The sequence below is a fragment of the Stenotrophomonas sp. Bg11-02 genome (genome assembly GCF_002836635.1).
Lineage (GTDB): Bacteria > Pseudomonadota > Gammaproteobacteria > Xanthomonadales > Xanthomonadaceae > Stenotrophomonas > Stenotrophomonas lacuserhaii.
Genome location: NZ_PJAY01000070.1, coordinates 95,986 through 114,714, shown reverse-complemented (window position 1 = coordinate 114,714; position 18,729 = coordinate 95,986). Strand labels below are relative to the sequence as shown.

19 protein-coding genes and 1 tRNA gene are annotated in these 18,729 nt (G+C 65.6%); 10 read left to right on the top strand and 10 right to left on the bottom strand.

Features of this window, described 5'->3' with window-relative positions:
* Nucleotides 1-20: 20 nt before the first annotated feature.
* Both CXG43_RS17695 and CXG43_RS17690 read left to right on the top strand, forming a co-directional pair.
* The gene (locus tag CXG43_RS17695; protein WP_101101332.1) at nt 21-1,742 is read left to right on the top strand and encodes a glycosyltransferase family 39 protein; all 1,722 of its coding nucleotides are present in this window, start codon (nt 21-23) and stop codon (nt 1,740-1,742) included.
* A gap of 103 nt (nt 1,743-1,845) precedes the next feature.
* Nucleotides 1,846-3,156 (top strand): O-antigen ligase, encoded by a 1,311-nt coding sequence (locus CXG43_RS17690; RefSeq protein WP_317450769.1) that lies wholly within the window; start codon nt 1,846-1,848, stop codon nt 3,154-3,156.
* Nucleotides 3,157-3,162: 6 nt separating this feature from the next.
* On the opposite strand, the gene CXG43_RS17685 is transcribed toward CXG43_RS17690, so the two are convergent.
* The gene (locus CXG43_RS17685; RefSeq protein WP_101101330.1) at nt 3,163-3,957 is read right to left on the bottom strand and encodes a glycosyltransferase family 2 protein; all 795 of its coding nucleotides are present in this window, start codon (nt 3,955-3,957) and stop codon (nt 3,163-3,165) included.
* Between the two features lie 100 nt (nt 3,958-4,057).
* Between CXG43_RS17685 and CXG43_RS17680 the strand changes: the two genes are divergently transcribed.
* Nucleotides 4,058-5,092, top strand: a complete 1,035-nt coding sequence (locus tag CXG43_RS17680) for a CDP-glycerol glycerophosphotransferase family protein (RefSeq protein ID WP_101101328.1) — start codon at nt 4,058-4,060, stop codon at nt 5,090-5,092.
* Between the two features lie 19 nt (nt 5,093-5,111).
* Here CXG43_RS17680 and CXG43_RS17675 read toward each other — a convergent pair whose 3' ends face one another.
* The 4 genes from CXG43_RS17675 to CXG43_RS17660 form a co-directional block, all read right to left on the bottom strand.
* Nucleotides 5,112-6,656: a PH domain-containing protein gene (locus CXG43_RS17675; RefSeq protein ID WP_101101326.1), complete on the bottom strand. Its 1,545-nt coding sequence runs from the start codon at nt 6,654-6,656 to the stop codon at nt 5,112-5,114.
* The gene (locus CXG43_RS17670) at nt 6,653-7,126 is read right to left on the bottom strand and encodes a PH domain-containing protein (RefSeq protein WP_101101324.1); all 474 of its coding nucleotides are present in this window, start codon (nt 7,124-7,126) and stop codon (nt 6,653-6,655) included. The genes CXG43_RS17675 and CXG43_RS17670 overlap by 4 nt, the downstream gene beginning before the upstream one ends.
* An 84-nt stretch (nt 7,127-7,210) precedes the next feature.
* On the bottom strand, nt 7,211-8,326 hold the full coding sequence (gene ribA / locus CXG43_RS17665; protein WP_101101322.1) for a GTP cyclohydrolase II RibA: 1,116 nt from the start codon (nt 8,324-8,326) through the stop codon (nt 7,211-7,213).
* Between the two features lie 62 nt (nt 8,327-8,388).
* Nucleotides 8,389-9,306, bottom strand: a complete 918-nt coding sequence (locus CXG43_RS17660) for a lauroyl acyltransferase (protein ID WP_101101320.1) — start codon at nt 9,304-9,306, stop codon at nt 8,389-8,391.
* 60 nt (nt 9,307-9,366) lie between these two features.
* Here CXG43_RS17660 and dtd point away from each other — a divergent pair, with 60 nt between their 5' ends.
* The 7 genes from dtd (at nt 9,367) to CXG43_RS19235 (ending at nt 15,548) form a co-directional block, all read left to right on the top strand.
* Entirely contained in the window at nt 9,367-9,807 is a 441-nt protein-coding gene (gene dtd, locus CXG43_RS17655) for a D-aminoacyl-tRNA deacylase (RefSeq protein ID WP_101101318.1), read from the top strand.
* A 91-nt stretch (nt 9,808-9,898) separates the two neighbouring features.
* Nucleotides 9,899-11,749, top strand: a complete 1,851-nt coding sequence (gene rpoD, locus CXG43_RS17650) for an RNA polymerase sigma factor RpoD (protein WP_101101316.1) — start codon at nt 9,899-9,901, stop codon at nt 11,747-11,749.
* 331 nt (nt 11,750-12,080) lie between these two features.
* Nucleotides 12,081-12,992 (top strand): cyclic nucleotide-binding domain-containing protein, encoded by a 912-nt coding sequence (locus CXG43_RS17645; protein ID WP_198551475.1) that lies wholly within the window; start codon nt 12,081-12,083, stop codon nt 12,990-12,992.
* A gap of 112 nt (nt 12,993-13,104) precedes the next feature.
* A tRNA-Ile gene (locus CXG43_RS17640) sits at nt 13,105-13,180 on the top strand.
* Nucleotides 13,181-13,359: 179 nt separating this feature from the next.
* Complete coding sequence (locus tag CXG43_RS17635) at nt 13,360-14,538, top strand: integrase arm-type DNA-binding domain-containing protein (protein WP_101101312.1); 1,179 nt, start codon at nt 13,360-13,362, stop codon at nt 14,536-14,538.
* 14 nt (nt 14,539-14,552) lie between these two features.
* The gene (locus CXG43_RS19240; RefSeq protein WP_153854612.1) at nt 14,553-14,723 is read left to right on the top strand and encodes a hypothetical protein; all 171 of its coding nucleotides are present in this window, start codon (nt 14,553-14,555) and stop codon (nt 14,721-14,723) included.
* Nucleotides 14,724-14,906: 183 nt separating this feature from the next.
* Nucleotides 14,907-15,548 (top strand): hypothetical protein, encoded by a 642-nt coding sequence (locus tag CXG43_RS19235; RefSeq protein ID WP_157825091.1) that lies wholly within the window; start codon nt 14,907-14,909, stop codon nt 15,546-15,548.
* Nucleotides 15,549-15,954: 406 nt separating this feature from the next.
* Here CXG43_RS19235 and CXG43_RS19350 read toward each other — a convergent pair whose 3' ends face one another.
* From CXG43_RS19350 to CXG43_RS17610, 5 genes are all read right to left on the bottom strand, one after another.
* Complete coding sequence (locus CXG43_RS19350) at nt 15,955-16,149, bottom strand: hypothetical protein (RefSeq protein ID WP_198551474.1); 195 nt, start codon at nt 16,147-16,149, stop codon at nt 15,955-15,957.
* A gap of 249 nt (nt 16,150-16,398) precedes the next feature.
* Complete coding sequence (locus tag CXG43_RS17625) at nt 16,399-16,938, bottom strand: sulfur transferase domain-containing protein (RefSeq protein WP_100441027.1); 540 nt, start codon at nt 16,936-16,938, stop codon at nt 16,399-16,401.
* 9 nt (nt 16,939-16,947) lie between these two features.
* The gene (locus tag CXG43_RS17620) at nt 16,948-17,364 is read right to left on the bottom strand and encodes a DUF6691 family protein (protein ID WP_101101310.1); all 417 of its coding nucleotides are present in this window, start codon (nt 17,362-17,364) and stop codon (nt 16,948-16,950) included.
* Between the two features lie 2 nt (nt 17,365-17,366).
* Complete coding sequence (locus CXG43_RS17615) at nt 17,367-17,783, bottom strand: YeeE/YedE family protein (protein ID WP_101101308.1); 417 nt, start codon at nt 17,781-17,783, stop codon at nt 17,367-17,369.
* Nucleotides 17,780-18,652, bottom strand: coding sequence for an MBL fold metallo-hydrolase (locus tag CXG43_RS17610; RefSeq protein WP_101101306.1), 873 nt, complete (start codon nt 18,650-18,652; stop codon nt 17,780-17,782). The genes CXG43_RS17615 and CXG43_RS17610 overlap by 4 nt, the downstream gene beginning before the upstream one ends.
* Between the last annotated feature and the right edge of the window lie 77 nt (nt 18,653-18,729).

Here is an 18,729-nt window from a genome sequence, read left to right as displayed (position 1 = left end):
TTTCCGAGCCTGCGGTGCCCATGCTGACCACACGCGCTTCCCGTGAGACCTCGCTGCTGGTGCTGATGGCCCTGCTGGTGCTGGGCGCAGGCCTGGGCCTGCGCGATCCCTGGCCGTCGGACGAGCCGCGTTTCGCGCTGGTCGCCAAGCAGATGGTGACCAGCGGCGACTGGCTGTTCCCACATCGCGGGCTGGAGCTGTATTCGGACAAGCCGCCGATGCTGATGTGGCTGCAGGCCACGCTGTATTCGGTCATCGGCAACTGGCGCATCGCCTTCCTGCTGCCCTCGATGCTGGCTGCGCTGGGCACACTATGGTGCGTGCATGACCTGGGACGGCGGCTGTGGACGCGACGGGTAGGGCTGTACGCGGCCTGGCTGCTGCTGTTCGCACTGCATTTCACCTTCCAGTCGAAAAAGGCGCAGATCGATCCGCTGATCGTGTTCTTCATCACCCTGGCCAACTATGGCTTGATCCGGCATCTGCTGCTGGGGCCTGCGTGGGGCTGGTGGTGGTTCGGCTGGTTCGCCGCCGGGCTGGGGGTGATCACCAAGGGCGTGGGCGTGGTCGCGCTGCTGATGATCATCCCGGCCGCGCTGGCATCGGTATGGGGGTGGCGTGGGGTGGGGCTGAGTGTCCGCCACTGGCGGTTCTGGGTGGCGCCGCTGCTGTTCCTGCTGGCGATCGCGCTGTGGCTGGTGCCGATGGTGGTCGTCGCGCTGTCCACGGGGTCGGTCGAGTACCGCGCCTACATGGACGACATCCTGTTCCGCCAGACCGCTGGCCGCTATGCGCAGTCCTGGGACCACCACCAGCCGTGGTGGTACTTCCTGGCGACCATGCCGTCGATGTGGATCCCGGCGTTCCTGGCCGTTCCCTGGGCGATCCCGGCGTGGTGGCGAAGGCTGCGTCGGCGTGACCCGCGCTATCTGGTCCTGCTGGGCTGGTGGGCGTTGATCGTGCTGTTCTTCTCCATCCCCGATGGCAAGCGCGATGTCTATATCCTGCCTTCGCTGCCGATGTTCTGCCTGGCGCTGGCGCCGCTGCTGCCCGGCCTGCTGCGCAAGCGCGCGTTCCAGTGGCTGCTGGCGGCCTTCACTGCAGGGCTGGCACTGTTCACGCTCGGCGCGGGCGGCGCGCTGTTGACCGGCCAAGGGGGCCTGGAGGCGAGGTTGATGGGCTCGCGCGGCATTGACCAGGCAGCGATCGCCTCACTGGCCTGGGCCGCCGTGGCGATGGGCTGCTGGGGCGTGGTCAGCCTGCTGGCCTGGGGGCATCGACGTGCGCATCTGGGCGTGGTATCCACGCTGACCGGGGTCTGGTTGCTGTACAGCCTCGTCGGCTATCCGTTGTTGAACAGCGCCAGTTCGGCCAGTGGACTGATGCACGCCGTTGGCCAGCGCATCGGGCCCGATGCCGAACTGGGGCTGGTGGCGTGGAAAGAGCAGAACCTGCTGATGGCCGACCGCCCGGCGGCGACCTTCGGCTTCCAGAAGGACTGGGATGCACAGCTCCGCGATGGCGTTGCCTGGCAGGCACAGGCGCCGGCCACGCGCTGGCTGCTGGTGCAGCAGGACGCCCTGTTGCCCTGCGTGGACCGCAGCCGCGCCGAGTTGGCCGGAATCTCCAACCGCCGTCGTTGGTGGCTGGTGCCGGCCACCGCTGTCCACGGGGCCTGCGAGCTGCCTGCCGATGCGCGCGAGCGCGAGCGCGCGCTGCAGGCGCGGCAGTTCGAAGAATGACCACGTGCAGCCAGCTGCCTGCAGCGTTCCAGCGGACAGCGCGCGTTCTGTGTCGGCTGGCCAGAATCGCTGTCCCTTGCCGACCTGACCTGATGACCCTCCAGTGAGTCTGCCTCCCTACGGCTACGCCAACGACCTGCACCGATCCGGGGCGCCGCAAGGCATGCGTGCGCGCATTGCCCGCGGCATGGGTCAGCTTGGGCTGCTGCTGATGCCGGCGCTGGTGGTTTCCACGCCGGTCAACCTGCTGCCGTTCGGGCTGCTGCTGCTGGCCAGCACCCTGCTGGTGCCCGGGCTGCTGTGGGATGCCCGCCGCGACGCGGGGCCGACGGTGAAGGTGCTGGCGCTGCTGATGCTGGCGGTCCTCGTGGGCGGGGTGGTGTCGATGCTGCTGTTCGAGCATGGCTTCCGCGACGTGGACAACCGCTCGCGATTCTTCGTCATGCCGTGGATCGCGCTGTGGGTGTGTGCGCTGGATCTTCGGCTGCGCTGGCTGTGGCGTGGCGCCCTGGTGGGACTGGTGCTGGTCTTCGTGCTGTCATTGCGACAGGTGCTGGGAGGCGCGCCGCGTGCGGAGCTGTTCACCAATGCCATCGTGCTGGCGGACATCGTGGTGATGCTGCTGGTGCTCGCATTGTTCTGCCGGCCCCACGGTGTACGCGGTTGGGCCTGGGGCCTGCCGGCGCTGGCCCTGGGGTGCGCGGCGCTGGTGCTGACCGGCAGCCGCGGTGCGTTGCTGGCGCTGCTGGCAGTGTTCCTGGTGATGGCGCTGAGCCTGCGCTGGCGCACCCTGCGCCTGCGGCTGCTGATCCTGGCGGCGATGCTTGGCGTGGCCGGCGTGGCGCTTGTCGCCGTACCGGAGCTGCGCCAGCAGGTGCGGCTGACCGAGCTGCACAACGACGTGCGGCGGCTCGAACACGGCGATACCGATTCATCGGCAGGTGCGCGCGTGGAGCGCCTCCAGGTTGCCTGGGACACCTTCGTCGACCATCCGTTGACCGGTGTGGGCGTTGGCCATTTCGACACCGCCATGCAGCGCTTGCCGGAGTGCCGCGACAACCCGATGGAACCGCGTTGCCACCTGGGGCATGCGCACAACGACCTCGCCGAATGGGGCGCCACCCAGGGCGCGCCGGGCGCCCTGCTGCTGCTGGCCGTGTACGGCGTGCCGCTGTGGCTGTTCCTGTGGCTGCACCGGCGCAGTGGCCGTTCCACCTTCCGCGGGCCGGCGGCCGCCGGGGTGATGATCGTGGTCAGCTACATTCTGTGCGGGCTGACCCAGTCGATGTTCGCCCACCAGATCACCGCCAGCTTCTACGCTTCCATCGTCGGCGCACTGGCCGGGCTGTCGCGCCTGGAAGCCCTGCGCCACCAGCGTCGGCTGGCCACCGCTGCGGCGCCCGACGCGGCCTGAGCGGGGTTACTTTCCACCGACCGGCTGCCCGTTCTGCAGCAGCCACAGCATGATCGTCTTCTGCCGCACGTAGTTGGCGCTGACGAAGGATTCAATCAGCCCCGGCCATCCATCCAGCATGCCCCCGCGCAGCACGTAGCCGCGGAAGAACCGCCATGCCGGGGCCAGCACCAGCTTGGCCAGGGTGGCCCTGCGGCCACGCGCGAACTCGTGTTCGGCCATCATCCGCGCGTACTTCTGCTTCTTGTCCAGCAGCTGCATGAAGTTGCGGAACGGGTGGTGCAGCAGGTCGCCTGGCAGCAGGCCGGCCGGTCCGTCCAGTGATACCGCTTCGTGGATTTCGCGGTCGCCGCGCCAGCCGCCACGACGACGGTCGAACAGCCGCAGCACCCGGTCGGGGTAGGCGGTGCCATGCTTGAGGAAGCGTCCGTAGTATTCCGAGCAGCGCGCGAAGCGATAGCCGGCGACGCTGCCAAAGCCGTCCGCGCGCGCCGCTTCGATGCTCTGGCGCAGCGGTGCGGACACGCGCTCGTCGGCGTCCAGGCACAGCACCCAGTCATGCGCGGCCTGCTGTACGCAGAAGTCCTTCTGGCTGCGGAAGCCATCGAAGGGGCGCTGCAGCACGCGGGCACCGGCGGCACGAGCGACCTCCACGGTGGCGTCGGTGGAAAAAGAATCCACCACTACGATGTCCTCGCAGAAGGACAGCGAGGCCAGGCAGTCGGCCAGCCGGTCGGCCTCGTTGAAGGTGATGATGCAGGCCGACAAGGGCGCGCGCGGTTCGGGTCGGGTAGAGGTCATGCAACCGGGCCTTGGGCGTGTTCGTGGCAGAGCCTAGCAGCGACACCGCTGATTGGCGATGCGATACTAGCCGCCGGCCATCGAAGAGGAGCAGACCGACGTGCCACGCCACTACCTGTTGTACGGATCGGAACGTTACGCGCTGGCCATCCTGCGGCCCGTGCAGGCGGCGATCCGGGCGCGCGGCGACGAGACGGCCTGGTTCTTCGACGGCCCCGGCGCGGAAGACCTCGCCGCGGATGAAACCCTGCTGACGGTGGAACAGGTGCGCGCCTGGGACCCCTATGCGGTGATCACCTCGTCCAATGCGGTGCCGCACTTCTTTCCCGGCGTGAAGGTGGAAACCTTCCATGGCTTCGATGCGGGCAAGCCGCGGCACATCTACGTGCGCGGTTTCTTCGATCTGTACTGCACCACCGGCCCGCGTGACACGGCCGCGTTCTCGGCGTTGGCCGAGGCGCAGGGGCATTTCGCGGTGGTGGAGACCGGATTCCCGAAGATCGACCCGTTCATGAGCCAGCTGCCGGCACAGCCCGAACCCGTGCGTGAACCGCCGGTGGTGCTGTACCACTCGACGTTCTCACCGTCCTGGAGCGCGGCCGGCGTGTTGCATGACGAGATCGCGCGGCTGTCGCGCACCGGCGAATGGCGCTGGATCGTCACCTTCCATCCGAAGATGGATCCGGAGATCGTGGCGCGCTACCGCGCGCTGGAAAACGAGTACCTGCGGTTTGCAGACAACGACAACATCCTGGAGCTGTTCCCGCAGGTCGACCTGATGTGTTCGGACACGTCTTCGGCATTGAACGAGTTCCTGCTGACCTACAAGCCGGTGGTTACCTTCAAGAACCGTCGCCCCGGCCCACAGCTCATCGACATCGATGACCCGGCCGAATTCGAAGGCGCGATCCGGCGTGCACTCGCCCGGCCGCCGGAGCTGATGGCAGCCATCCGCGAGTTCGCCGATACGTTGCATCCCTATCGCGACGGGCGTTCCAGCGAGCGGATCCTGCAGGCGATCGATGACTTCGTCGCCAAAGGGGGGCGCAACCGCAAGCCCAAGCCGCTGAACTTCTGGCGCAAGATCAAACTGCGCCGGCGCATCGGCTACTGGGGCCCGGCGCGCACCCGCTGACCCCGCGTGCAGCGCTGGATCACCAGCGCAGCTTGCGCCGGGCGAGCGCCGCACCGAGTGTTTCCAGCACCTCCGCGGCCTGCGCCTGTGGCAGATAACGCAGGCACAGCGCGACGTCTCCGCGTGCACCGGCGGTATCCAGCCAGACGCTGCTGGTGCCCAGCAGACGGTCCAGCGGCGAGCGTGAAAGGCGCAGCGCCTGCAGCTTGTCCAGTTCTGCCCAGCGCCACCAGCGGCGCCACCAGCCACCCCGCAGCGCCACATGCTGGCCGTCCATGTGCCAGCCGATGCGCGCCATCTGCAGGCGTGCCGTCCACAGCGCCACCGGTATCCAGGCCAGCACCAGCAGGCCCAGGTAGCCCCAGCGCCAGGTCAATCCTGTCGCCAGCACCGGGGTCAGCCACAGGCTGGTAAGGCACAGGCGCCAGCTTCCGCGCAGCGGCACCGGCTGCCACTGCGCAGGCGGCCATTGCACCTGTGGCAGCAGGTGGCTCACCAGCGCATCGCAGGCCTGTGGGGTGGCCAGTGGAGCCAGCTCGCGCAGTCCGCGCTGCTGGTGGTCTTCGGTGCCCTGGCTGGCGGCACTGTCGATGCGCAGCTGGCGCCGGCCGGCCCACCGCTGCAGCAGCGTTTCACTGAGTGTCCAGGCCTGGATGCGGCGCAGTGCCACGCTGCTGCGCACCTTGCTCAGCAATCCGCTGCTGACCGTCAGCCGCCGCTGCTGTTCGCTGAGCTCGAAGCCGTAATAGCGCAACAGGGCCAGCAGCACCGACAGTGCGCGCAGGATCAGCCACCCGGCGATCATCAGCCCCGCTGCGACCAGCAGCAGGCCACTGATCCCGGGCTGCAGGCCGCTGGCGTAGCCGAAGGCCTGGCGACCTCCCTGCTCGACGAAGGCATCCATGCTGCGCCGGGGCACCACCTGCACCAATGCCGCCAGCGCTGCGGCCACCATCACCCAGCCGCGGTTGGACAGCAGGCCCAGTTTCACGACTTCGCCGTGGGTCATGCGCAGCAGGAGGTGGCGCTCGTCGGCCTCCGGCAGCGGCGGCCGCGTGCCGTCTTCAGCACGGCCAGCGTCCAGCTGCGGCGCCGGGCCGCGGTGGCGTACGCGCTGCTCCAGCGCCAACGCCTCATCCAGCCGCAGCACGCGCATCTCGGCTTCAGGGCGGTTGCCACCGGCCGATTCCAGCCGCAGTTCGGCCACCCCGAACAGCCGGTGCAGCAGGTTCTGGTGCACCACCACGTTGTGGATGCGCGCGAACGGGATCTCTCGCCGGTTGCGGGAAAACACGCCGCTGCGGATGCTGATGCCTTCCTCGCCGATGCGGTAACGGTAGCTCAGGTACTGCAGCACCGAAGCCAGCACCAGCACCACGATGACGATCAGCGGGCCCAACTGGGCCCATAGCGGGTCGCGGTCGCCGCGCTGGCCGAACACCAGCAGCGCGACCAGCGGCAGCAGGTACTGGCGCAGCTGCAGGATCAGCACGAACAGCCAGGACCACGGATGCAACCGGCGCTCCTGGTCGGCGCTCGGCAGGGGCGGAGGCGCGGTGCTCACAGGGCGTCGGCGTCCTGGTCCAGCTGGCGCGCGAGTGTGTCGCGCAGGTGCTCGGCATCGGCCTCGTCCAGGCCGTCCAGCACCACCGCACTGAAGCGGCTGCCGGCGGTGTGGACCACCAGCGTGGCCAGCCGCGCGCGGCGCTGCAGCGGGCCGCGACGGACGTCCAGGTGCTGCACGCGCGAGGTCGGCACGCGGGTATCGCGCTGCCACCACAGGTCCCGGCGCAGGCCCAGCCCGGTGTCATCCAGCCTCCACCAGGTGCGGCGCATCCTGCGCCAGCCGATCCGTGCCCCCAGCAGCGCCCCGGCCAGCAGCCACGCGACGGCCGCTGCGATACCGCCCGGCAGGTCCAGCAGCCACCAGGCCGCAGCGGCGGGCAGGCCGGGGAATACCGCGCCGGCCGGCAGGCCGCCGAGCGCGGCCAGGCGTGCCGCGCGCAGCGGCAGCAGCTGCCAGCCGTCGGGCATGTCAGTGGAGGTTGAAGGTGAGGTCACGCAGGCTCCGGGTGCAGGCAATGGCGACAACGTTAGCAGGGCCGGGCCTGCGCCATGCTACTGGGCGGCCTGGATCAGTGCGTCCACGTCCAGCAGGTGGCCGGCGCGCTCGGCCTTGGTTCGCAGGTAGTGCTCGTTCTCGGTGGTGATGTCACCGGTTACCGGAATGCACTCGACCACGTCCATGCCCGCATTGCGCAGGCGCTGCGCCTTGGTCGGGTTGTTGCTGAGCAGTGCGATCCGCGCGATGCCCAAGCCCCGCAGCATCGCCACCGCGCTGCCGTAGCGGCGCTCGTCGGCGCCGAAGCCCAGCTGCGCATCGGCGTCGATGGTGTCCAGTCCGTCGTGCTGGTAACCGTAGGCGCGCATCTTGGCGGCGATGCCGGTGCCACGGCCTTCCTGGTCCAGGTACAGCAGCACACCGCCGCCGAGGTCCTTCAGCTTGTGCAGGCCGCGCCGCAGCTGGTCGCCGCAATCGCACTTCAACGAGCCGAACAGATCGCCGGTCAGGCAGGACGAATGCACGCGCACCGGCACCACGGCGGCAAGGTCGGGCTGGCCGACGATGATCGCGACCTGGTCGCGCTGCGCCACGCCGCCGCGGAACACCGCGAAGGTGGTCATGCCGATGTCGCGCAGCGGTACCGGTGAGCGTGCCACCAGTTCGTAATCATGGGCCGCATGGGCGGCGCCTTCGGCAAGGTCGCACAGGGCGACCTGGGCGGCCGCTTCAAAGCGCGAATCCGCCGGATCCAGCGGCAGGCCGACCATTGCCGGCAGCAGCAGCCCCAGCCGTGCCAGCTCCACCGCACCGGCATCCAGCGCATCGCCAGCGCTTGCCTCTGTCGGCATCGGGCCGGGCTCGCGCAGGTAGCCCAGCGAGGGCAGGGCATCGAAGTCGATCCCCTGCAGTGGCAGGCGCACGCCTTGCGGCGCTTCCATGCCCAGCACGCGGGCACGGGTCTCGGTCAGGAACAGGTAATGGCGGCCGGCGGCCAGCCCGGCGAAGGCATCGAAGCTGCGCCGGGTGGCGCTGTCCAGCGCGATCACCGCCATCCGCTGCTGCGCATCGCCGGTGATCACCACCGGGCGTCCGGATCGCAGTTCGGCGACCGCGCGTTCGCAACGGATCGCCGCCGGGTCACCAAACAGGGAGGGGGCAGCAGCAGGCATGGCAGGACCGGGGCAGGGAGTAAGCAAGCGATAAATGGGGGCCACGACGACGGAATCAACCGTCAGTGTGGATGCCTGGCGGTGGCGTACGGGTTGGGCTCCTGATCGTCTGGGCGCAGGGTATAGCGCTTGTAGGTCCACTGGTACTGCGCCGGGTCACGCCGTGCGATGCGCTCGATGCCGGCGTTCAGTGCGGCGGCGGCCACGTGCAGGTCCGGGTCGGCAACTGCCGCATCGGCGGCTTCCAGGTGCAGGGCGAACTGCATGTCCGGGCCGGTGCGTTCGCACCAGCCATACAGCACGGTAGCGCCCGTGCGCTCGGCCAGCCGGTTGACCAGGGTCATGGTCAGGGCGGGCATGCCGAAGAACGGCACGAACACGCCGTCGCCGGCCTTGGGCTGCTGGTCGGGCAGGATTCCGGTAGCGCCGCCGTCCTTGAGCACCTTGAACAACTGGCGCACCGCAGGGCCTTCGGCACGCACCTGCTGCACATTGTGGCCGCCGCGCACGATCTGCAGGAAGGCATCGCCGGCCGGATCTTCCGGCGCCTTGTAGACGATGGCGATCTGCCCACGCGAGGCCAGCCACTGGTTCAACAGCTCCCAGTTGCCGAAGTGCGGAGCGGCCACGATCACGCCCTTGCCGGAAGCCAGCGCGGCGTCGTACAGCGCCTCGCCGTGGCGTTCCTTCAGGTTATCGCGCAGGTTGCTCGCCGCTGGGCGGGTCCACAGCCAGAGCGTCTCCACCGCCTGCAGGGCAGTGGAGCGCAACACGTCGCGGTGCATCCGCGCGCGCTGTGCGCCGTCCAGTTCCGGGTAGGCCAGTTCGAGGTTGCGTCGGGTCACCCGGCTTTCCCGCGCGTTGCCGCGGATCCATGCCCAGGCCAGGGCGTGGGCGAAGCCGCGCAGGACCGGCCACGGCAGGCGGGTGAACAGGGTGGCGGCCCGGTAGGCCAGCCGGGCTTTGCGTTCCGGATTCATCCGGCCAAGTTTAGCGTGGCCGCTGCTAAGGTGGCGGGCTGCCCCCGCTTCGAGGTCCCCATGCTCGTCCTGATCCAGCGCGTCAGCCAGGCCGCCGTCCACGTCGATGATCACCCCGTGGGGCAGATCGGCCCCGGCCTGCTGGCCCTGGTGGGCATGGAGCCTGGCGATTCGGAGGCCCAGCTGCAGCGGATGGCCGATCGGTTGCTCGGCTACCGTGTGTTTGCAGACGAGGCGGGAAAAATGAACCGGTCTCTTCGCGACACCGGCGGCGGGTTGCTGTTGGTCAGCCAGTTCACGCTGGTCGCAGACACCGCCTCCGGCATGCGTCCCAGCTTCACCACGGCGGCGCCGCCGGCCGAGGCTGAACGCGGGTTCAACCGTTTTGCGGAGATATGTCGTGAAAAGCATGCCTTCGGGGTGGAAACGGGACGCTTTGGCGCCCATATGGTCGTCAGCCTGGTCAACGACGGTCCCGTGACCTTCCTGCTCAGGCCCTGACCCCCCGGGACCACCGCCCGGGCAGGCCGGGCGAGGGGCTGGTATAATGCTACGTTCCCTTTTCCTACTCCAGCCGGTGGCGCGAGCATCCATGGCCAACGAACGTCCTGCCCAATCCGAAATCAAGCAACTGATCAGCAAGGGCCTGGAACAGGGCTACCTGACCTATGCCGAAGTCAACGATCACCTGCCCGACGACATGGTCGATCCGGAGCAGATCGAAGACATCATCGGCATGATCAACGGCATGGGCATTGATGTCCATGAAGTGGCCCCTGATGCGGAAACCCTGCTGCTCAATGACGGCAACACCGGCAATCGCGAGGTGGATGACACCGCCGCTGAAGAAGCCGCTGCCGCACTGACCGCACTCGACACCGAAGGTGGCCGCACCACCGACCCGGTGCGCATGTACATGCGCGAAATGGGTACGGTCGAGCTGCTGACCCGCGAGGGCGAAATCGCCATCGCCAAGCGCATCGAAGAAGGCCTGGGCCAGGTCCAGGCCGCACTCGGCCTGTTCCCGGTGTCGGTCGAATCGCTGCTGTCCGATTACGAAGCGCACAAGGAAGGCAAGAAGCGCCTGGCCGAAGTGATCGTCGGCTTCAACGACCTGTCCGAAGAAGTGCCGGCCCCGGCCGTTGTCGAGGACACCAGCGACGACGCTGATGCCGACGAGGACGACGACGAGGAAGAAGACGGCGACGATGCCGAGGAAGAAGCCGGCCCGACCGGCCCGGATCCGGAAGAAGTCGCCGCGCGCATGCAGGCGCTGGCCGATGCCTTCAATGCCTTCAAGAAGGCGGCCGCCAAGGGCGATGGCAAGAACCTGCTGAAGCTCCGCGAGGAGATGTCGGCGGTGTTCGTCACGCTGAAGCTGCCGCTGCCGCTGACCGACGTGCTGACCAAGCAGCTGCGCGACACCATGGCTGGCATCAAGTCGCATGAGCGTCGCGTGCTGAACCTGGCCACGGTCACCGCGCGCATGCCGCGCAAGGACTTCATCCGTTCGTGGGAAGGCAACCAGACCAACCTTGAGTGGGTGGAAGACGCACTGAAGCGCAAGCAGAAGTGGTCCTCGGCCCTGCGTGACGTCAAGGACCAGATCATCTCCGAACAGCAGGCCACGATCGATATCGAGAAGGGCACCCTGCTGAGCCTGGATGACCTGAAGGAAATCAGCCGTGCGATGGCTTACGGCGAAGCCCGTGCGCGCAAGGCCAAGAAGGAAATGGTCGAGGCGAATCTGCGCCTGGTCATCTCCATCGCCAAGAAGTACACCAACCGCGGCCTGCAGTTCCTCGACCTGATCCAGGAAGGCAACATCGGCCTGATGAAGGCCGTGGACAAGTTCGAGTACCGTCGCGGCTACAAGTTCTCCACGTATGCGACCTGGTGGATCCGCCAGGCCATCACCCGTTCGATCGCCGACCAGGCGCGCACCATCCGTATTCCGGTGCACATGATCGAAACGATCAACAAGTTGAACCGCATTTCCCGCCAGATGCTCCAGCAGTACGGCCGCGAGGCCACGCCGGAGGAGCTGGCCAAGGAAATGGACATGCCGGAAGACAAGATCCGCAAGGTGATGAAGATCGCCAAGGAGCCGATCTCGATGGAAACCCCGATCGGCGACGACGAGGATTCCCATCTGGGCGACTTCATCGAGGACACCAACGTGGAGTCCCCGATCGAGAACACCACCAACATCAACTTGTCTGAAACCGTGCGCGACGTGCTGGCCGGCCTCACCCCGAGGGAAGCCAAGGTGCTGCGCATGCGCTTCGGCATCGACATGAACACCGATCACACGCTGGAAGAAGTCGGCAAGCAGTTCGACGTCACCCGCGAGCGCATCCGCCAGATCGAAGCGAAGGCGCTGCGCAAGCTGCGTCACCCGAGCCGTTCCGAGCAGCTGCGCAGCTTCCTGGATATCGACTGATCCCTGTCGGTGCCTGAAGCGTTCTGAAAAACCCCGCTCCGGCGGGGTTTTTTCGTTGGTCATGAAGGAGTTTTTACGTAACAGTAACGTTGATAAGGCACTGTTTTTAAAAGGATCAAACGAAACAATGTCGAATTTTCCGTAACATGTTCCGTAACATGGACTGCCGTATCAGGCCCCTGGGTTCCAGCGGATCCTTGATGTGTATGACCGTATTCAGGTTGTTCAGCTGGTCCACATGAATTTGCCAAAAACGTGTGCTCTACGTCACAGATCAGAGGTTAATCTGCACATGCCATCCATGACGGATGCAGTCCACAGGGGGACTTCAATGTTGGCTCGCTTCACCGGTGACGAAGGTCGCCGCAATCTGCTGTACACGCTGTCCGAGCAGAAACTGGTACGCGGCGACAAGGCGCTCGCCGAAGCACTCGCCAGCAGCGTGACCTTGTTGGAGGCACAGACCGGTGCCGCCGTCATTCACCAGGGTGGAGTGGACAATGACGTCTACTTCATCGTGACCGGATCCTTCGACGTGTTCGTCAATGGCAAGCGCGTCGCACGACGCCATGCCGGCGAGCACGTGGGCGAGATGGCCGCCGTGCAGCCGACGCAGATCCGCTCGGCGACCGTGGTAGCTGCCGAACCGAGCGTCGTCGCGCGTGTCAGTGCGGCCCGCCTGGAGGACCTTGCCGAGCAGTTCCCGCAGATCCACCGCTACGTGGCGCAGGAACTGGCGCGCAGGCTGTATCAGCGCAACGACCACATCGGCAGTGCCCGCGACCGCACCAAGGTACTGGTGCTGGCGTCGCCGCAGGCGGCTGCGGCGGCGCAGGTGGTGCAGGAAACGTTGGCCTGCGAAGGCTTCACCGTGCGCCAGTGGCAGGATGGCCTGGCCCGCAGTGGAGGGCTGTCCGTGCAGCGCCTGCAGGAGCTGGCGGCGGGCGTTGATTTCGCGGTGGTGATCTCCGGTGACGACAACGCACCGGCAACGGCCGATGCATGGCCGGCCACGCGGGACGCGCTGCTGCTGGAGACCGGCGTGCTGCTGGGCGTGCTCGGCAGCGACCGCACCGTGCTGCTTGAGGCACGTGGTGAGCATGCCGGCGTGGAAGACCTGCCGGGTGTGGTCAACGTGACGTGGCAGCCGGACCCCAGCGATGAGCTGGAGGCCGTGCTCGCCCCGGCCTGTACCCGCCTGCGACGTTACTTCGAGCGGCAGGGGCCGTTCGCGGTGGCGTGATGGGTGGTGACGTGCCGACCATCAGCGGTCGGCACGTTGTGGGTAGTGCGCGATGACGCGCCGGTGTCTGGAGTGCGACCACGGGCTTGCATTAGACTGGGCGGCCGCAAGCGGGCCTATAGCTCAACGGTTAGAGCAGAGGACTCATAATCCTTTGGTTCCAGGTTCGAATCCTGGTGGGCCCACCATCTACTGATCCGGCAACGTCCAGGTCAGTCCGAATATCCTAGAAAAACGACCTCATTCTCGGCTTTCATGTCCAGCCAGGTCCGGTCGCGTGCGCCTTCATCCAGCTGGAACGTGAGTAACGGTGCGAGTAAGATGACCGGAAGGTCTTCGCTTACTCACATACCGGTTACTCACAGCCATGTTGACGGACACCAAGCTGCGCAGCCTCAAGCCCCAGGGCAAGGTCTATCGCCTAGCCGACGCCAATGGGCTGTGCGTCGAGGTGAGGCCTTCGGGGGCCAGGATCTGGCGCTATCGGTACCGGTTCGCCGGCAAGGCGAACATGCTGACCATCGGCGATTACCCGGCGGTTTCCCTTGCAGAAGCTCGCGCCGAGCGGGACAAGGCCCGGGCCCAGCTCAAGAAGGGCATGGACCCGGCTCTCGTGGTGAAGATCGAGCGGGCGGCACAGGAGGAAGAGGCCGGCAATACCTTTGGCTCTCTTGCTGAAGAACTAGTGGCGCAACGGGCCAAGAAGCTGACCCCCGGGTCAGTCGTTCGGGAGCGCCGGATGCTGGAGCGCGACCTAGGGAGCATCGCTGATCTGCCCGTTCGGAGCGTGACTGCGCCAATCCTGCTGAAGGCCCTGCGGAAGATCGAGGCCCGTGGAGCGCTTGAGACGGCGCATCGGGCTCGCGCCGCTGCGGGCATGGTCTTTCGCTATGCCATCGCCACCGGCCGTGCAGAGAACAACCCCGCCCTGAGTCTTGCCGGTGCGTTGACCCCTACGAAAACCAAGCACTTCTCAAGCCTGACTGAGCCAGACGAGGTGGCAAAGCTTCTCAAGGCGATCTACGGCTACCAAGGGTCGCCCATCGTCTCCGCTGCGCTCAAGCTTTCGGCGCTCCTGTTCGTCAGGCCGGGCGAGCTCCGTGCGGCGCGCTGGGAGGATATCGACCTGGATGCGGCTGAGTGGCGTTACATCACCAGCAAGACTCAGACCCAGCACATCGTTCCCTTGGCGGGGCAGGTCGTCGAGCTCCTGGAGGATGTCCGGCCCTACGCAAGGAAAAGCCAGTACGTCTTTCCGAGCGTGCGCAGCATCCAGAAGCCAATCAGTGAGAACACGATCAACGCTGCTCTGCGCAACCTCGGGTTCGACGGCGAGATGATGACTGCCCATGGCTTTCGGGCCATGGCGAGAACCCTGCTGGACGAGGTGCTTGGATTCAGGCCGGACTTCATCGAGCATCAACTCGCCCATGCGGTACGGGATCCGCTGGGGCGGGCGTATAACCGGACTACCCACCTAGAAGAGCGCAGAAGGATGATGCGGGCTTGGGCAAACTACCTAGACGAGTTGAGACGTCGCGCATAGGCTTCGAGTCACAGATGAGTTCGCGCATCGTCGCTCAATTGACGACAATGCGCGTGGAGCAACTCGTGGTAGGGGTGCCGCTTGGCGTCGAAGAACGCGTACTGCGTCGCCAGCTACTTGGGCTCATTCGAGTTGAGGCACGCGCCGATGTGTTCGGCTTGATGCTGATGATGGTGCGGTCCTGACCTGACTGAAATGGCGTGAATGAGCCAGCGTTGTTGTTGCATTCGACTGGACGAAGTCGTGCTTTTCGCTGAGTCAGCAGCTCCGGGGAGTGCGTCTGCTGTGGTTCGAAGGCTTGACCACACAGCCCATCGCGCGACGTAGACCCCGGGGAGCAGGTTTAATTTTCCGGCAAGGTGACAATCATGCGAATGACGGACACAAGGCGCTTTGCTGAAGCGCTAGGCAGTTGGATGCACTTCGAAACCTGCTGTTTCAGGGCAGGTCTGTTTTCCGAGAGCTCGTTCAAGAGCGCAATTGGTAATGTCGCCAGCTCTCTGCATGGGGACCACAAAGCAGCCCGGGTCCATGCGGACTACCCTCTGGCCGCGCTCCAGCGCGTCCCAGATGCCGAGCGCAAGATTGGCGGTGGTCGAAAGCGTAGCGTCGACTTCGCACTGATCTATGATGACGGAAGACAGCCTGCATCAGATCCACAAGTTCTTATTGAGGCAAAATGGGCCGGATCGTCGCACTGCTCGGTGACGAATTTGATGGCGGATTTCATCCGTCTCTGCCTCATGAAGCGAGCGCACCCGAACGCAACATGTCTGCTAGTACTTGCTGGTCATTCGAGAGATATCAACAAAGTTCTCTCGCGCAGACCCTTTGTGGGGGGAGCCCGTGATGTTATGCCCTCCAAAGACAACGCCAGCAAGAGCTTTAAGTTTCTGCATAGGGACGCCGCCCACCAGAGCGCTTTTGCTGCAGCCATCGCTGCGTTTCATCAAGCGAACCTGAAAGTGCCAATTCGATTTTCTGTTTCTGGGGCGCTCCCTATCCGATAGGAGCAGCGAAATTTCAGGCAGTGGCGTGGGAAGTTGGTAGTGTTGACGTTAGAGATTTAAGTCGCGACGAGTGGCCGAGTCCGACGAAAAGCCGTGCTACGCAGCTAGTCGAGGATGCGATTATCTAGGCCGGCCCGCCGCCAATGCGCGTTTCAGTCGGCACAACGGTGCATGGCGGTTACGGCTAGCAAGATTGCTCTGACCTGCTGGACCAGACGGTAGGGTTCCGTGGAAAGAATGCGTCCACAGACAAGATAAACGCATGCGCGTCCGCCTTGGGTCGTAAGCCGCCCCTCAAGCGACGACCGCTTCCGGACAAGAGCGGACATCACGTAGCAACGCCCGGGATGAGAGAGCGGCCGATGACTTACCGCCAAGCAAATCGCGCTGCACGCCCCAACAGATGTCATTTGGCCAGATAGGTGTCGGCTGAAATGACTTCCGCATACCCGAATGCGAGCGTTGACATCAGGGCCGTATGCACTTGCTCGGCGGGCACGCTCTTCCCATCGAACTCGAGCTCGCGGGTTGCGCAGGCGTCGTGCACGACCGTTGTCTTGTAACCAAAATAGCCGCGGCGCAAGTTGTCGCGTCGATGCACATGTGGCTCATCGGCCAATAACCGTGACTTATTCGATGCCGTCGGAATCGAGTGTCTCCTTGAGGTCCGTCTTGTGGAACGAGTTCGGATAGTTCTTTGTGATGACGTGCTCGTCGTCTTGGGGGGCTACCTTCGGATGTATCAGCACGCCCTCGGTGCCGGGTACGAAGAATGGCAGGTCGCCGGCGCGAACGCTTACCGGATCATGGACGCAGTCCGGCACTGACCGGACCCGGCACGCAGCGGTCGTTAGCCCGGGACCTTGCTCCTGGCCTGGGAAGCGTCGGCCTCGATCCTGCGGCGCACCTCTTCCTCAAGACCCTTGAGCCCCCAGGTTCTTCCGATCGCGATCGCTTCATCGGCCTCCTTTCCGTCCACCCATGCGGCCCGGAGCGCTGCCATCGCACCGACACGGTTGCCGCTGGCACAGTGCACGAGCACCGGACGTTTCGCGTCTCGAACAATGGCATCAAACGCCATCACGTTCTCACGGGTGAGATCCACTGCACCGCGTAATGGCAGGTTGGAGTACAGAAGGCCGGCCGCGCGGACGGCTGCCGCCTCGTCGAAATCTGGCGTCTCCGCATCCAAGGTGAGGTCGATGACGTGGCGGATGCCAGCATCACGCACGCGTGAGATGTCGTCGGCATCCAGCCGCCCCGCCGACACGATGCCCGGCGCAGGTGACACCGCATCCGCAACGGTCGGCAGTGCAGTCGGGTACGTGGCGGAGGCGCAGCCGGGGCCTGCGAGCGCAACGACAAGGAAGAGCAATGGAATAGGCTTCATGGCATAACCTCAGGCGCGGTTGACGACACGGTGCAACAGGATGCCAGCCAGCATGGCCGGGATGAACCACAGCGCTTCGACCGAGCCGATCCCCAGGCCCGCGAGTGCAGGACCTGGACAGTAGCCGGCGATACCCCAGCCGATTCCGAACAATGCCGCACCGCCGAGCAGCCTGCGGTCGACGTGCTTCAGGTTCGACAGCTGGAACGTATCGGCGAGCACCGGGCTGCCGCGACGCAGCACAAAGCGGAACAGCAGCGTGGTGGTGGCGACGGCGCCGCCGAGCACGAACATCAGCGTCGGGTCGAAATCGCCGAATACGTCGAGGAAGCCGAGCACGATGCGGGGGTCAGTCATGCCCGACATCGCCAATCCCAGCCCAAACAGGGCCCCCGACAGCAGCGCGGCAAGTAAAAACTTCTTCATCATCAACTCCAGACGTGGCGCACAAGGAAGGTGGTGACGATGGCCGTGGCCATGAAAGTCAGGACGGCCGCAAGCGAGCGCATGGACAGTCGGCCGAGCCCACACACGCCGTGGCCGCTCGTGCAGCCGTTGCTCATGCGCGTGCCGAAGCCCACCAGCAGCCCAGCGACTACCAGCCCGACGCGCGAATAGTCCGTCCGCGGCAGTGGTGCACCGGGCACGAGTGCCATGTATAGGCCCGCGGCGACGATCAAGCCCAGCAAAAACATGGCGCGCCACGACACATCACCTGCCTTCGGGAACAGAACGCCGTTGAGGATGCCGCTGACGCCCGCGACCCGTCCGTTGAGCCACAGCAACAAGGTCGCGGACAGGCCGATCAACACTCCGCCTGCCAGGGCGATCATCCACGTGGTCATGCCTCACCTCCCAATTGGTTCAGGGGCAGCCGCAGGTAGCGGATGCCGTTCGCGTCCGTCGGCGGCAGCTCGCCCGCGCGAATGTTCACCTGCAACGCCGGCAGAATTAGCTTGGGCGCCGCCAGTCTGGCATCCCGTTCGGTCCTCATTTTGACGAACGTCTCCTCATCTGCCCCGCCGCCCACATGCACATTGCGCTGCTTCTGCTCGTCGAGCGAGCTCTGCGGATGCGCCTCGCGCTCGGCCGGCGGGTAGTCGTGGCACAGGAACAGGCGGGTGTCGGCGGGCAGATCGAACAAGGTGCGGATCGACCGGTAGAGTTTGCGCGCGTCGCCTCCTGGGAAGTCCACCCTCGCCGTGCCCGTTTCAGGGGCAAACACCGTATCGCCCACGAACGCGGCGTCACCTACGAGATAGGTCAGACTGTCGTCGGTGTGACCGGGTGTCGCGATCGCACGCGTTTGGAGCTCCCCGATGGCGAACGTGTCTCCATCAGCGAACAGCCGATCGAACTGACGGCCGTCGGTGGCGAACTCCGGCTCCAGGCCGAACAGCGCCTTGAAGCGCTCCTGCACCTGGGTGATACCGCGACCGATCGCGACCTTCGCGCCGGTTTCGCGCTTGAGGTATGCCGCGGACGTCAGGTGATCGGCATGCGCATGGGTTTCAAGGATCCAGTCCACGATCAGCGAATGCTCGCGCACGAACGCGAGCACGCGGTCGGCCGCGGCCGTCGAGGTGCGGGCACTCGCGGGATCGTAGTCGAGCACCGGGTCGACGATGGCGGCATGGCCGCCGTCACGATCGTAGACCACGTAGGTGAAGGTGAACGTGGCCGGGTCGTAAAAGTTCTGGACCTGCGGATTCATCTTACAGCTCCTTGCTCTGTAATTTAGGTACTGCTAAATTAGATTCGTCACCTATCCTTGTCAAGAACTTACTAAAC